This window comes from Halohasta salina, from assembly GCF_024178165.1.
Classification (GTDB): domain Archaea; phylum Halobacteriota; class Halobacteria; order Halobacteriales; family Haloferacaceae; genus Halohasta; species Halohasta salina.
Genome location: NZ_JAMZIE010000002.1, coordinates 552,326 through 566,857 on the forward strand (window position 1 = coordinate 552,326; position 14,532 = coordinate 566,857).

The window sequence follows — 14,532 nt, forward strand, 5'->3', positions numbered from 1 at the left end:
GTCAGTCACCTCCAGTGTGGGGAGTCGCCGCACCGGACCCCTTGGGGTTCCCCTCCGTGTACATGCTGGTGTCGACGTCCTCGGGTGCGGGTTCGACCGCCACACGGACGTCGTAGAACGCCATACACCGGCCGACATCGCTGGTCTCGTTGTGTGTGAGGTCGTTGAGGTGGCCCTCGACGAAGTCCCGTGCCCACCATCCCTGATCGGTGTTGACCAGACCGGGCTGGAACGCCTCGTTGTACTTCGCCTTCACGACCATCTCGCCGCGGTCGTTGTACACTCGGACGTACTCGTCGTCCTCGATGCCGCGGGCCTTCGCGTCCCGCGGGTGGATGTCCAGTTGCGGTTCGGGATTGATCTCGCGGCTCCAGTTCACCATCTCGTACTGCGAGTGGATGCGGAAGCGACTGTGCTTCTGCATGAACATGAGGGGGTACTCGTCGGCCTGCTCGTGGTCGTCGGCCGTCCGGTCTTCCAGCGGCCGCGGCAGCTCGAAGGAGACGCCCTCCTCGCTCGGGGCGTCGTCGTCGTACAGCTCGATGCGCCCCGTCTCGGTGGGGAACTCGTCGGTGTACTTGACGACCGGCGTGGTCTCCTTGCGCTGGGTCCCCTGTTCGTACAGCGTCTCGAAGTCGATGGCGTCGTCCCGGCTGGCGAGCTCCCGGAGCATCTCGCGTTTCGTCTCGGGGAACCGGTCGCCGAAGCCGAGTCGCTCGGCCAGACCACGGATGGCCTCGTAGTCGTCTCTGGTCTCCCAGAGCGGCTCCTGGACCCTGTGTCGGTAGCCGAGGTGTGGGTGCGACCCCCAACCGGAGATGATGTCCTCCTGTTCGAACCAGTGGGGCACCGGCAGGACGATGTCGGCCTGCTGGACCGTATCCGTGTGGTGCATGTCGGCAACCACGTACATCTCGAGGTTCTCGATAGCGTTCTGGTAGCGCTGGCGGTCGGGGAACTGGTTGCCCATCATGTTCGACTCGATGGAGTAGACGGCCCGGATCTCGTGGGGATCGCCGTCGATCATCGCGTCGGGGTACTCCGGGAAGATCAGCGACGGCCCGGGGTCGACGTCCGACGGCGCTGCCCAGTCGCCGGCGGCGAGCGTCGTTCCGCCGGGGTGGTGGGCGTGAATGTTGCCGTGGTTCCCGTAGTCGCCGGTCATCGCCAGCATGATCGCGTAGGCCTGCCCGAAGATGTGGCCGTGTGTGTACCGACCGAGGGCGTAGCTCGACGCGATGCCGCCGGGACCCCGGGTGGCCAGCCAGCGCGCGGCCGTGCGGATGTTGTCGGCGTCGACGCCGGTCTTCTCGGCGACCGCCGCGGGCGCGTGGTCGGCGGCGTGGTCACGGAGCTTCGTCAGCGAGGTCACACACTCGACGCCGTCGACCGTGTACTCGCCAAACAGGGCGTAGTCCCCCTCGGTTTCGGGTTCGAGGGCGACCGGTTCGCCGTCTTCGATCGCGACGACCTGATCGTCGCGCCCGTCGACCGAGACGTCGGCCGCCCGGAGCAGTTCGCCGGTGTCGGTGCGGACCAATGCGGGGGCGGTCGTCCGGCTGCGGAGGAAGTCGGTGTCGTAGGTTTCCTCCTCGAAGACGGTGTGCATCATCGCGAGGATGAGGTAGACGTCCTTGCCGGGTTTGACCGGGAGCCACAGGTCGGCTTTCGACGCCGTCGTCGTGTACACCGGGTCGACGACGACGAGTTTCGCCCCGTTTTCGACCGCATCCAGCACCTTCGAGGCGTCCATCTGGAACTGGCTGGAGAAGATGTCCGACCCCCAGACGATGATCGTGTTGGCGTTCTCCCAGTCCTCGGACTCGTTTGTCGGCGGGAGGAACGCGCCGTGGCCGGTGATGCGGTTGAATCCCTTGCCGACGTTGGTATCGATCCCCCACGCCGACTGGGTCGCGCCGAACAGCGAGGCCAGCCGCTTGAACGATTTGCCCGTCTGTCCGTAGTTCCCCGATCCCTCGTGGAACAGGACGCTCTCGGCACCGTACTCTGATTTCAGCGACTGCATCTTGTCGGCGACCAGATCCAGCGCCTCGTCCCACGAGATCCGCTCGAACTCCGCCTCCGGCCCTCTCCCCGTCGGATTGGGCTCGTCGGGCGACCAGTCGGCGCGCTTCATCGGGTACTTCAGCCGCGTCGGATCGTAGACGCGCTGGGTGTGTGACAGGCCGAGCACGCAGGCCCGTTTGTACTGTTCGTCCTCCGGCGGATGTGGCTCGATCTTCTTTATTTGGCCGTCCCGCACGTGGACGTCGATCGGACACTTCCCACGGCAGTTCGGCGAACAGACCGTCTGGGTGACCTCGTTTTGGCCGACGAAACTCTCGAGGCCGGTAGCCGTCGACGCTCCATCGCCGCCGCTGGCGAGTGCGTTGAGATAGCCACCGCCGCCGAGCCCGAGTGCGGCGGCCGCCCCACCGGCTTTCAGTACGTCGCGTCGGCCGACGTCCTCCGAGTCACCCATCGTCGAACCCCTCCGGTTCGGTCGGCCGGTTGTCCTCGCCGAACTCCGCCAGCACGTCCTCGTGGTACTTCTCGTGGAACTCGGCGTCGGTTAGCTCGCCGTTCGAAACGCGAATCGCGTCGCGAGCCATCTGCAGTCCCAGCTCAGCGTCGTAGTCGACGCCATCCAGAATATCCATCGCCTCCGATTCCCACTCGGGGAGTGGCGTCAGAGTCGGCTGTTGTGGGTCGTTCATGGCTACAGTTACACTGTCGGAGCCAAACGCCGTAGGGGATTGGCTGGATAATGAAGATACTTATAAGCAACCGGTTGGGAGGATGAACTATTCGTGGCGGTCATCGGGCTGCTTTCCCGACTACACAGTATCGGCTGGAAAACAACGACCGATATGGAAATTCGAAACAGCTACCGACGTGCTGTCGTCACGGATCGAAGACCGCGGTCGCCAGTTTCGACTCGACAGCGTTCAGCCGCTGTGAGAGTGCCGACTTCGAGATCCCAAGCGTCGTTGCGAGATCGTCGAGACTCGTCTGTCTGGGTGTCTCGTAGTAGCCCTCGCTTACCGCCATCGTGGCCGCCTCTCGCTGTTTCGCGGTCAGATGTGAGAGTTCGACGGTGGTCGGCGACGACGCGACGGCACCATCCCGTCTGGCGGTGAGTCGCTGGAGACTGACGTGCTCGGTCACGGTTTTGAGTCGGTCGACGAGTTCGCTGATGCGTTCTCGATCCGAGAGGTACGTCTCGATGAGGACCGCGTCCCCGTCGGCGTTCCGGATGCGTGGGATACAGCCGACCTCCCTGAACGCGAGACAGAGACAGGAGCCCTCGACGTGGTTCGTCGTGTGAACCACGTGGGCAGTATCGGACTCGTCACAGACAGTCACCTCCGCGTGACAGACCCCGTCGTCGATCTGGTTGTGCACGTTCTCGACCGGCGACTCCGAATTCGAGAGCGGACACGAACAGTCTTCGGACAGTATGACCTCGAACAACACCTGGAGGGTTCGCTCTTTCGAGGCGCTCTCCCCCGAGCCCGTGTTCCCACTCTCAGAACGTTCCATGCGTTCCGACTGTTTCGAACACTCTGGTATATAAATTTCGTCTGATTTATGACGTAATTTGTATAGGAAATTGACGAGATCGGCGTTCGGATCCCGTCGATCTGTGGTAGTATTTCGTATATTTAACAATACTTGGTCCGCTCGATCGGCAGAGTCGGTCGACAGGACGACGCCATGGGTGCACTCGGAGCGGACTAATGCCGAAACCAAAGGAACGATTGGTGGCTTGCAACTGGAAGTATCGATATTCCAGCGGGTCGACCGTCCACGGATTAGATGTGGGCGTGTCGGGAGAGAATCGAGATCGTGAGTGGGTTATCTACACACGATTGGACAGCGTTAACCGACGGGAAATCGACTTATCGGAATAGTGAATTGTGGGTCGTATTCGTCGTCATATCGCCCCTCTCGGCGGCCAGTGTGCGTCGACTCGTGTCTCAGGTGGTAGAAGGCCCCTACCTACAGAATACGTCGGTTTTTGCTGTTTTGTTGCGTGACTGTATATGAGATACTGCTATACAGAATTTCGATCCGGTGGAATTCACCACGATCAGCGTGTGTTGATACGGTCACTGCCGCTCGGACGTACGGTGGAGGCCGCTGGTGAAACGAGATAGCAACCGTCTCGTCGACGGGTGTGCCGGCGAGGGACCGATACGTCGACGTGACGGACTATAGCCTCACTCGCGGACGGATTCGAGGACGAGTTGCTGCTCGACGCGTGCGGCCTTCCGTTGGGCGTCGTGGACGGCATCGAGGTTGACACTGATCGACGAGATGCCGGCGTTGATCAACTCCTCGATCATCTTCGGATCCGAGGCCGCTTGGCCACAGATGCTCGTCGAGACGTCGTACTCCCGGCAGGTTTCGATCGTCTCCCGAATCAGGCGCAACACGGCGGGGTGCAACGCGTCGTACCGATCGGCGACGACCTCGTTGTTACGGTCGACGGCCAGCGTGTACTGGGTGAGGTCGTTCGTCCCGAAGGAGACGAAGTCGACGCCCGCCTCACAGATCTCTCTCGCACACAGCGCGCTCGCCGGGGTCTCGATCATCACCCCCCACTCCCGCTTCGTGGGGTCGATGCCGGCCTCGGTCATGAGGTCGCGGGCACGGTCGACGTCGTCGGCATCGTTGACCAGCGGGAACATGAGTTCGACGTTGTCGTACCCCATCCCGAACAGTTCCTCGAAGGCCTGCAACTGGAGGGTAAAGAGGTCAGGGTTGTCCAGCGACCGCCTGAGCCCGCGGTAGCCGAGCATCGGGTTGTGCTCGACCGGCTCGTCTCCACCGCCGTCGAGTTGGCGGAACTCGTCGGTCGGCGCGTCGAGCGTCCGGATGCGGACCGATCGGGGGTAAAACGCCTCTGCGACGGTCCGCATGTCGTCGGCCAGCATGGTGACGAACGCGTCGGCACCGTGATCGGCAACGTACTGCTCGGGCGTCTTGTTCGTCGAGATCACCATGTGTTCCATCCGGAGGAGACCGACACCGTCCGCACCAGTATTGGCCGCCCGCTCGGCGGCCGCAGGGATCGAGATGTTGGTCTTGATCTCCGTCGCCGTCATCGGCTTCGGCTGGCTGGTGGTGGAACTGGTCGGCGTGGGTTCCTGTTCGGGTTCCGGGGTGGTCTCCCGCTGGGCGTCAGTCACGACGCCGCGGTCTCCGTCGACGGTGATATACTGGTCGTCGGTGAGCGTGGCGGTGGCGGTTTCACAGCCGGTGATCGCCGTGACACCGAGCTCCCGTGAGACGATAGCGGCGTGACTCGTCATGCCGCCCTCGTCGGTGACGATCGCACTCGCCCGCTTCATCGCCGGCATCATATCGGGCGTCGTCACCTCGGTGACGATCACGTCGCCCTCGTTGACCTTGTCGAGTTGGTCAAGCGAGCCCACGATCCGAGCGGTCCCCGAAACCGTCCCGGGGCTCGCGCCGAGGCCGTCGACCAGTACCGAACGCTCGTTGGTGGATTCGTTCGGTTCGGTTCCGGCGTCCGACTCGTCTCCGGCGCCGTCGTCGATCGTCGTGATCGGACGGGACTGGAGGAGATAGATCTCCCCGTCGCTGATCGCCCACTCGACGTCCTGCGGCTGGCCGTAGTGGTCCTCGACGAGTTCCCCCATATCGCTCAGGCGGTCGAGTTCCTCGTCGGAGAGCACACGCTCGGTCCGCTTCTCGGGTGGCACCGACTTCTCCAGCGTCTCGCCGGTCTCTGGATCCTTGACGTGCATCGTCTTTTTCGTCGAGACGCTCACCGATCCGACGGCCTCCTCGGTCCGGTCGTACGTGTAGTGATCGGGCGAGACGGCCCCCGAGACGACCGCTTCACCGAGTCCCCAAGCGGCCTCGACGGTCATCTGCTTTTTTCCCGTCGACGGGTGGCTGGTGAACATCACGCCCGACTTGTCGGCGTCGACCATCCGCTGGACGACCACCGCGATGTCGACGTCGTGGTGGGCAAACCCCTGTTCTTCCCGGTAGCAGATCGCCCGCTCGGTAAACAGGGAGGCCCAGCAGCGCTTGATCCGGTCCAACAGGTCGCTCTCCGAGACGTTGAGGAACGTCTCCTGCTGGCCGGCGAACGAGGCATCCGGCAGATCCTCGGCCGTGGCCGAGGACCGAACGGCGACGATCGAGTCCGAGCCGAGATCCTCGAACGCGCTGCGGATCTCCGCCCGGGTCTCGTCGGGCCACGGTGCTTCGAGAATGAGCTGCCGAGCGCGCTGTTCGGCTTCAGCGAGTGCCCGAGAGTCCTCGATGTCGACGTCGACCGCGTCGAACAGTTCCTCGTCGATCCCGGTACTCTCGATGAAATGCCGGTAAGCGTCGGCGGTGACGGTGAACCCCGAAGGGATCGGCAAGTTGTGTGACGACAACTCGCCCAAGGACGCCGCTTTGCCACCGACGATGTCTACGTCACTGGCGCTGACCGCGCTCAGCCATGCTACTAACATCAGGTGGATACATTCCGCACCGCATCATAAGTATTCGTGTGGCAGAGAGAATAACTGCTAGTTGATTTCCGGAGAAATTAACTCGATTACGAGTCCGCACAGCGTTATATTCCCACCCCTGATAGCTGTCAGTGATGCCTGTAATCGAGGTATCGAACCAGCTGTACAGCCAGCTCCGGGCGGCCGATTCGACGGATGACACCGGGGCAGAACGCTGGCAACTCCTGGACGACCCACGACGGGAGAGCGCCAACAGATGATCGAGGTCGGTATCAACGGCTACGGAACGATCGGGAAGCGTGTCGCCGAGGCGGTCGACAGCCAGCCCGACATGTGTATCGTCGGCGTCAGCAAACGCACGCCGGACCACGAGGCCGCCAGTGCGGTCGACCGTGGCTTCGAGCTGTATGCGCCCGACGCCGAGACGGAAGCCACCTTCTCCGCCCACGAGCTGCCCGTCGCGGGCACCGTCGAGACGCTGATCGCCGACAGCGATGTCGTCGTCGACGCGACACCCGCGGGTGTGGGTGCGGAGAACGCGCCGCGATACGAGCGGGCGGAGACGCCGGTCGTCTATCAGGGCGGCGAGGACGCGACCATCGCGCCGACGAGTTTCTGTGCGCGGAGCAACTACGAGGAGACGGTCGGCCGGGCGTCGACGCGGGTCGTCTCCTGTAACACGACGGGGCTGGCTCGCCTGTTGTCGCCACTCGACGACCGCTTCGGCGTCGAGTCGGTCGACTGCACGCTGATCCGCCGGGGCGGCGATCCGACCCAGTCCGACCGGGGGCCGATCAACGACATCGTCCCCGATCCGGTGACCGTCCCCTCCCACCACGCCCCCGACCTCCGAACCGTGTTGCCCTCCGTCGACGTGATGACGAAGGGTGTGACCGTGCCGGCGACGCTGATGCACCTCCACAGTCTGACGGTGCGGCTCGACGACACGCCGACGGCCGCGGCGGTCGAGAGCTGTCTGGACGACGAGAGCCGCATCGAACTCGTCGCGAGCGCTCACGGGCAGGACAGCTGTGCGGCCCTCCGTGAGTCCGCCCACGACCGGGGTCGACAGCGTGGTGACGTCTGGGAGAACTGCGTCTGGACGGAGTCGATCACCGTCGACGAAGGGCAGCTATCGCTCCTTCAGGCGGTCCACCAGCAGGCCGACGTGGTGCCCGAAAACGTCGATGCGATCCGTGCGCTGGCAGCAGCCACCGACGCACGGACGAGTCGACAGCTCACCAACGACGCACTCGGCGTGGGCCTGAACAGTCCGCTCGCCTAGTCGGCGAGCCGTCCAATCCGCCTAGTTCGCCAGGTTACGAAGCTGTTCGTCGGTATCGAGCCGATCGATGTTGTCGGCGATGATATCGGCCATGCGATCCCAGTAGCGTGGCGTATAGCCGGCGTTGTGGGGCGTGATCAGACAGTTGTCGTGGCTCCACAGCGGGTGGCCCTCCGGAAGCGGCTCCGGATCGGTCACGTCGAGTGCGGCCCCCCGGAGTTCGTTGGTCCGGAGCGCCGTGAGGAGCGCGTCGGTGTCGACGACCTCGCCGCGGGCGATGTTGACGAGCACACTGTCCGGGGGCATCCGCGAGAGGGCCGTCTCGTCGACGAGCCCTTCCGTCTCTTCGGTGAGCGGACACGCCAAGATCAGGTAGTCCGTCCGTGGGAGGATCTCGGGGACCGCCTCGATACCGACGACCTCGTCGGCGTTGCCCCCTTTCGACGGGGAGTTGCGGACGCCGATGGTGTCGACGCCGAACGGAGCGAGCCGATCGAGGATCGCTCCACCGATGGCTCCCATCCCGACGACGGTGACCGTCGAGTCGTACAGTTCGTCGGTGTGATAGTGGCTCCACGTGCCGGCCTGTGACTGTTTCCAGCCACGGTCGAGACCGCGCGCGAACGACAGGACGTAGGCGAGTACCTGTTCGGAGGCGTTCGGTCCGTGGACTCCGGAAGCGTTTGTCACCTTGACGTCGTTTTCGGCGAAGGCATCCAGCGGGAGGTGATCGGTTCCCGCGAAGGTACAGGCGAACAGTTCGAGGTTCGTCGCCCGCTCGACGGTCGCGGCGTCGATCTCGAAACCGGTAATAATCCGGGCCTCGGGCAGAACCTCGTCGTACTCCGACGGCGAGGCGACGAGTTCGACTGTTTGTGAGGGGAGCCGCTCGGCAAGCACGTCCCGATAGGCCTCGGTCGACATTCCATGAATCGTCTGATTGAGAACGGCAATGTCTATCGATGTCACATCCGATGGCAACTCTACAATTACACAAAAATATACCGTTGTTTCCGGTCAGTAGCATGCCACGATGAGTGGGCAATAAAAAACTATTACATAGGTGTGTACCAGTATTGCGTATGGACGATCCACCGGATAGTTCAGGGACGCCGCCTGCGGCCACAGGGCAGGAACAGTTCACCCTGGATGCTGTGTTCGGTGTGTTCGAGGAGCGTTCGGACAGCGCACGGCCACTGACCGCCAGTGACGTGATGGACGCGGTCGACTGTTCGCGCCGGACGGCACACAACAAACTCGGCGAGCTAGTCGATCAGGGACGGCTCGAAACCCGGAAAGTCGGTGCGCGGAGCCGCGTCTGGTGGGTGCCGATGCCACGGTCGACAGGGGCTCCGACCCCCGAGACCGAGCGGGCGCCGACTGCCCAGCGGGATCCGGTGGTCGACGTCGAGATCGCCGACGCCGAACTCCCCGGTTCGGGGGAACTCCTCCGGGAGCGCCGGGAGGCGCTTCGGGCGGCCTACGATTACGTCACCGAGAACCCCGAGGCGACCAAGACGGAGTTTTTCACCGAGGTGTTCCCCGACCACTCCGCCGGCTTCAAAACGGCCGACGAGTGGTGGGAGATGATCGAACCGGCGCTCGCCGACCTGCCGAACGTCGACGTCGAGTTGGAGCGTGACCACGTCTGGCGGTTCGTCAAGGGATAGAGAGATGGTGAAACTGTCACAAGACACGGACGATGGGTATCGGCGCTCGAGAGCGTGGGCGACGTGCGGTTGGTGTATGGATTCGTCGACGGCCACAGAGACCCGATCGGAGCGTGTCTGCAATGGATAGCTCGGCGTCGGCAGCCGACACGGAGTCGGTGTCGGACGACGACATCTACGACGAGCCAGCGGACGCGACCTATCCGACGTCGACGTACACGCCAGTGGCGTACGACAATCTCGACCGAGCGCCATCGGATCAGTCCCACCCCGAGACGGGAGACGACGGACCGTTCAAAGAGCTCGATCTGCCGAAGGTGCCCAAACTGAAGTACGTCGTCGGGCCGAGTGCGATCATGCTCGGGGCGTCGCTCGGGAGCGGTGAGACGCTGTTCTGGCCGACGCTGGTCGCCCGATTTGGCTGGGCGCTGTTCGGCCTCTTCCTGTTGGCCGCGTTCATCCACTTCGTCGTCAACACCGAGATCCAACGGTGGACGCTGGCGACCGGCGAGAGTATCTTCCGGGCGATGGAACGACTCCATCCGGTGGTCCCACTCGCCCTGTTGCTCGGCGGGTTCGTGAGTCTCGGGTGGCCCGGTTGGGCGGCCAGTGCGGCCAAGATCGGTGCCGCGGGGCTCTCGCTGGGCACGTACTCGGCCTTCGGTGCCGAACTCCCCGGCTGGCGACTCCTCGGGATCGCGCTCATGGCCTTTATTTGGCTCACCTACCAGCTCGCGCCGCTGATGTACAACATCGTCGAGAAGTTCCAGCTGCTGCTGGTGGGGGCGTCGATCCTCTTCGCCCTCCTGTTGATCATACTCGTCGGGTCAGTCGAGACGGTACTCTCGATCCCATCCAACCTGACGCTTCCCGGTGAGCAGCTCCAGGTCGAGACGGTCGCGATCCTGCTGGGCGCACTCGCCTACGCCGGTGCCGGCGGCTATCTCAACCTCTCCCAGAGCCTCTGGATCCGCGAGAAGGGGTACGGCATGGGCCGGTATCAGGGACGGATCAAGAACCCGTTTGCGGGTGACGACCCCGAGACGGTCCACAGGGACGGCTTTACGTTCGTGCCCGACCGGATCAACCTCGAACGCTGGCGAGGGTGGTGGCGTGTCACACAGTTAGAGCACTTGCTGACGTTCCTCGTCGGGCTGGTGGTCGTGACGACGATCCTCACGCTGGTGGTGTTCACCTACGCAGCCGGGTCGACCGGGACGGCCGTCAACATCTGGCTGGACGAGGTCATTCCGGTCGTGGGGCCACTCGCGAGCGTCGTGATCTACATCCTGCTGTTTTTGGCGCTGTTTACGACCGAGTACGCCATCGTCGAGTCGTTCGTCCGGAACAGTTCGGATATCATCTACGAACTGTACGGGCGGGACGCCGGCTGGAGCCTGCCGCGGCTGTTCTGGACGCTGCTGACGATCTTTTGTGGCTGGGGGATCGCCATCCTGTTTTCCCCACTGTCGGCCGAAAACCCCTTCGGGCTGTTGGTCGTCGGCGCGTCGATGTCGGGGCTGATGATGTGGCCGTACATCCTCGCCGTGCAGATAGTCAATACGGTCCGGCTCCCCGAACACACGATGCCGGGGTGGGGCCGCATCGTCTCGATGTGGTTCGCGGCCGGCTTTTTCGGCTACTTCAGCGTCCTGTTGATCGGGGCCTACCTCTCGACCCGGCTCGGGCTGCAGTCCTTCGAGACGACGGCGACGATCCTCGGCAGTGGGATCGGCGGCACTGCGCTGTGGTTCGGCTACATCGTCATCCAACTGGCGGTGATGTATCACGTCACGCGGGCGAAAATTGCGTCAACAGGGACCGTCGACGACGCCGAGCGGGCGCGAGGCTGGTTCTCGTGACCGACGCGGTCCAGGTCCACCTCCACTGTACGATGTGGGGGGCGTTCCCGCTCCGACTGGCCGACGTGTTGTTCCGGTCGGACCGGCTGGTGATCGTCGTCTACGACTATCTGACGCCGCTGGATCTCGCGATGCGGTCGCCGTCCCAACGCGGCCGGGCGTTCGTCGACCGGATCGAAAACGAGGGGGTGGCCGCCGCCCTGACGGCTGCCGAGGACGTGACCGAACTGCCCTACGAGGAACTCGAGACGGTTCGCGTCTACGACGGCGGCCGGGTCGGCCGCGAGGCGGTCTCGATCCAGTCGAGCGACGGCTACTCGCGGATCGTCCGCGTTCACAGCGCGGTCGACCTCGATGGGTTCGTCGAGGCAGTCAGGTCGGTACTCTCCGGCTACGCCGTGGCCGTCAAACGACGAGACGGCATCGCATTCGAGTTCAACGGCCTCCTTGGGCGGCTCAGTCGCGTGTGACCCGCTCGGTCCACGAACGCGGTGCGATCAGTTCGATCGGGTGTTTCGGCGGGCGGGTCAGGAGATCGTCGAGCTGTTCGAGACAGGAGGTCCCGCTTGCGACGACCGTGCGGTCTTCGGTCTCCGGCGTCGTGAACTCCGCGGCGAGTTCCTCGCCGACGGCTATACTCACGTCGTAGTAGTCCTCTTTGTAGCCGAAGCTGCCGGCCATCCCACAGCACTCGACACTGGAGGTGGCGACGTCGTAGCCGAGGTCTTCGAGGACCGTCTCGGTGTACTGGTCGACGCCGATGGTCCGCTGCTGGCAGTGGCTGTGGTAGGCGATCTGCTGGCCATCACCCCCACGGAGGGCCGTCTCGTCCCCGCCGTTTGCCAGCAGGCCGTAGACGTACTCGAAGACCTCGTAACTGTTCTCGGCGAGCCGCTCGTAGCTCTCGTCGTCGAGCAGTTTCCCGTACTCCCGCTGGAAGAGGGCGTGATCGCTGGGTTCGATCACGACGATGTCACGGCCGGCCGCCACGTGCGGTCCGAGGTCGGCGGCGACCGTTTCGGCGTAGCTCCGGGCCGTCGAGATCATCCCCTGTGAGAGCGGCGCGCGGCCGCTGGCACTCACGTCGGCCAGCCGGACGCGAACGTCGAGGGCTTCGAGAACCCGGACGGCGGCTTTCCCCCGTTCCACCTGCACGTGGTTGGTGTAGAGATCGGGAAAGAGGACGACCTCGCGGTCGGGGTCGGCGACCGACGGCCGGTCGGCCATCCAGTCTCTGAGCGTCTCTCGCTGGAACTGTGGGAGCTCTCGTCGCCGGTCGACGCCGGCGACCCGGTCGAGGAGCCGCCGGGAGAGGTCGTTGCTCGCCAGCCAGTTCGAGACGGGGGCGGTCGCGCTGCCGAGCCGGGCGAGCGTCGCGAAGTTGCCGAACAGCCGCTTGTCGAGATCGAGGCCCGCCGACTCCTCGTCCGGCATGAGGCCGTCGACGAGCCAGTCGAGTTCGGCGTCGGTGCCGCGGTTGATCCGGTCGCGGACGACCGTGTTGATCCACGGGATGTCGATCTCGACCGGACAGGCGTTCACACACCGCGAACAGCCCGTACAGAGGTCGTTGAACTCCCCAGCCGTGTCGAGGCCTTCGACGCCGGCCTCCCAGCCGGTTGCGATCCCACCGGAGTAGGTCTCGCCGCCGAAGGCGTGGCCGCCGAGCTGCTGGAAGTTCGCACAGGAGTTCGAACACGCCGAACACCGGATGCAGTACAGCGTCTCCCGGAGGTCCTCGTCGTCGCGCATCGCCATCCGCCCGTTGTCGATGAGCACGAGGTGGAACTCACGATCGTCGGCCGAGCCGAGTTCGTCGGTCTCGAAATCGAGTGTGGGCGAGTCAACTGGTGGGGTGAGCAACGACACGTAGGAGGTGATGTCCTGTCCAGTGCCCGAGCGCCCGATCAGTTCGATAAAGGGGCGGAGGTCCTCGACGGTCGGAATCACCTTCTCGACGCCCGCGACGGCGATGTGGGTATCGGTTGCGGTGACCGTCTTCCGGGCGTTGCCCTCGCTCGTGACCAGCGCCATCGTTCCCGAATCGGCGGTGACGAAGTTCGCCCCCGTGACGCCGACGTCGGCCGCCGTGATCTTCTCGGCCAGTTTCCCGCGGGCGAACATCGTCAGGTCCTCGGCGGTTTCGAGCGGCTCGTCGGGGTCGAACTGTTCGTTGAACAGCTCGGCGATGCCCTCGCGGGATTTGTGGATCGCCGGGGCGACGATGTGCGAGGGGGCCTCGTCGGCGACCTGCAGCACCCACTCGCCGAGGTCCGTCTCGACGACGTCGACGTCGTCGCCCGCCAGCGCCTCGTTGAGTTCGATCTCCTCGCTGGTCATCGACTTGCTCTTGACGACGCGTTCGCCGTCGACCTCGTCGACGACCTCGCGGACGTAGTCGTTGGCATCGGCGTCGTCGTCGGCGAGATACAGCGTCCCACCGTTGGCTTCGACCGCCTCTCGAAGCTCCGCGATGAGGTCGGGCAACCGGTCGATGGCGTCTTCCTTGATCGCACGGGCCTCGGATTTGAACTGTTCGTACTCTTCGAGCGTCCCGACGGAGTCGTACCGCCCCTGATTGAACCCCTGTGTGTTCGCGGCGACGGCATCGCCCTCCGTTTCGAGGATGTGGTTGATGTGCGCTGCCTTACTGGTGGATGAGTTCGTCGTCATGATCGGACAATAATTACGTGGACGGTTTTCGGTCCGTGTGCGCCCGTTACCAGTGCGCCCATATCGGCGGTCGCGCTGGGGCCGGTCGCGATGATCCCGCTCCAGTCGTCGTCGCGGAACTGATCGCCGAGCGTCGACAGCGCCGCCCCCATATCCGGCACGATGTCCGCCTCGCGGAGGACGGCGACGTGCTGGTCGGCGAACAGGCTGACCGGCTCGACACCCGATTGGGTCGACGGGAGCACGATACTTCCGTAGTCGGCGACGCCGAGGACCGCCTCCGTCACGCCGGTGGCAGCCGCATCGACCGCTGCAGGCGACAGCTCACGGTCGACCGACTCCGGGAGCGAGACTCCCTCGATCGACGGGTCGACGCCGACTGCTGGCGTCGCGGCGACCGCCTCGATCTCCGTTTCGACCCCGTCGATCCCCGTAATGGTCGACGAGACGCCGAAATCCTCGAGCCGGTCGACGAACCGGTCTGTTGTCGATGCTGTGCTAGTTTTGCTCATACAAATGGTCTATCATGGTGTGTAATTATT

The 14,532-nt window shown here is 64.2% G+C and carries 12 protein-coding genes; 5 read left to right on the forward strand and 7 right to left on the reverse strand.

Features of this window, described 5'->3' with window-relative positions:
* Position 1 precedes the first annotated feature (1 nt).
* The 4 genes from NKJ34_RS06825 to ppsA all read right to left on the reverse strand — a co-directional run bounded on the left by NKJ34_RS06825 (position 2) and on the right by ppsA (position 6,500).
* Positions 2 to 2,482 carry a molybdopterin-dependent oxidoreductase gene (locus NKJ34_RS06825; protein ID WP_253737531.1) on the reverse strand — a complete coding sequence of 827 codons (2,481 nt, stop codon included), beginning with the start codon at positions 2,480 to 2,482 and terminating at the stop codon, positions 2 to 4.
* The gene (locus NKJ34_RS06830; protein ID WP_253737532.1) at positions 2,475 to 2,717 is read right to left on the reverse strand and encodes a 4Fe-4S ferredoxin N-terminal domain-containing protein; all 243 of its coding nucleotides are present in this window, start codon (positions 2,715 to 2,717) and stop codon (positions 2,475 to 2,477) included. The genes NKJ34_RS06825 and NKJ34_RS06830 overlap by 8 nt, the downstream gene beginning before the upstream one ends.
* A 187-nt stretch (positions 2,718 to 2,904) precedes the next feature.
* Positions 2,905 to 3,543, reverse strand: a complete 639-nt coding sequence (locus NKJ34_RS06835) for a helix-turn-helix domain-containing protein (RefSeq protein ID WP_253737533.1) — start codon at positions 3,541 to 3,543, stop codon at positions 2,905 to 2,907.
* 680 nt (positions 3,544 to 4,223) lie between these two features.
* A complete protein-coding gene (gene ppsA / locus NKJ34_RS06840; protein ID WP_253737534.1) occupies positions 4,224 to 6,500 on the reverse strand; it encodes a phosphoenolpyruvate synthase in 2,277 nt (758 codons plus the stop codon).
* Between the two features lie 134 nt (positions 6,501 to 6,634).
* On the opposite strand from ppsA, the gene NKJ34_RS15750 reads away from it, so the two are divergent.
* The gene (locus NKJ34_RS15750; RefSeq protein ID WP_256488621.1) at positions 6,635 to 6,760 is read left to right on the forward strand and encodes a hypothetical protein; all 126 of its coding nucleotides are present in this window, start codon (positions 6,635 to 6,637) and stop codon (positions 6,758 to 6,760) included.
* The gene (locus NKJ34_RS06845; RefSeq protein WP_253737535.1) at positions 6,757 to 7,785 is read left to right on the forward strand and encodes a type II glyceraldehyde-3-phosphate dehydrogenase; all 1,029 of its coding nucleotides are present in this window, start codon (positions 6,757 to 6,759) and stop codon (positions 7,783 to 7,785) included. The genes NKJ34_RS15750 and NKJ34_RS06845 overlap by 4 nt, the downstream gene beginning before the upstream one ends.
* Before the next feature lie 21 nt (positions 7,786 to 7,806).
* Here the strand turns inward: NKJ34_RS06845 and NKJ34_RS06850 are convergent, their stop codons facing one another.
* On the reverse strand, positions 7,807 to 8,754 hold the full coding sequence (locus NKJ34_RS06850) for a D-2-hydroxyacid dehydrogenase (RefSeq protein ID WP_253737536.1): 948 nt from the start codon (positions 8,752 to 8,754) through the stop codon (positions 7,807 to 7,809).
* Positions 8,755 to 8,867: 113 nt separating this feature from the next.
* On the opposite strand from NKJ34_RS06850, the gene NKJ34_RS06855 reads away from it, so the two are divergent.
* From NKJ34_RS06855 to NKJ34_RS06865, 3 genes are all read left to right on the forward strand, one after another.
* Entirely contained in the window at positions 8,868 to 9,455 is a 588-nt protein-coding gene (locus tag NKJ34_RS06855; RefSeq protein WP_253737537.1) for a hypothetical protein, read from the forward strand.
* Positions 9,456 to 9,577: 122 nt separating this feature from the next.
* Complete coding sequence (locus tag NKJ34_RS06860; RefSeq protein WP_253737538.1) at positions 9,578 to 11,317, forward strand: Nramp family divalent metal transporter; 1,740 nt, start codon at positions 9,578 to 9,580, stop codon at positions 11,315 to 11,317.
* Positions 11,314 to 11,787 (forward strand): hypothetical protein, encoded by a 474-nt coding sequence (locus NKJ34_RS06865; protein WP_253737539.1) that lies wholly within the window; start codon positions 11,314 to 11,316, stop codon positions 11,785 to 11,787. Before NKJ34_RS06860 ends, NKJ34_RS06865 begins: the two co-directional genes overlap by 4 nt.
* Here NKJ34_RS06865 and NKJ34_RS06870 read toward each other — a convergent pair.
* Positions 11,774 to 13,990 carry an LUD domain-containing protein gene (locus tag NKJ34_RS06870; protein WP_253737540.1) on the reverse strand — a complete coding sequence of 739 codons (2,217 nt, stop codon included), beginning with the start codon at positions 13,988 to 13,990 and terminating at the stop codon, positions 11,774 to 11,776. The two genes, NKJ34_RS06865 and NKJ34_RS06870, sit on opposite strands and share 14 nt — an antisense overlap.
* Positions 13,987 to 14,502, reverse strand: coding sequence for an LUD domain-containing protein (locus NKJ34_RS06875; RefSeq protein WP_253737541.1), 516 nt, complete (start codon positions 14,500 to 14,502; stop codon positions 13,987 to 13,989). The genes NKJ34_RS06870 and NKJ34_RS06875 overlap by 4 nt, the downstream gene beginning before the upstream one ends.
* Positions 14,503 to 14,532 lie beyond the last annotated feature (30 nt).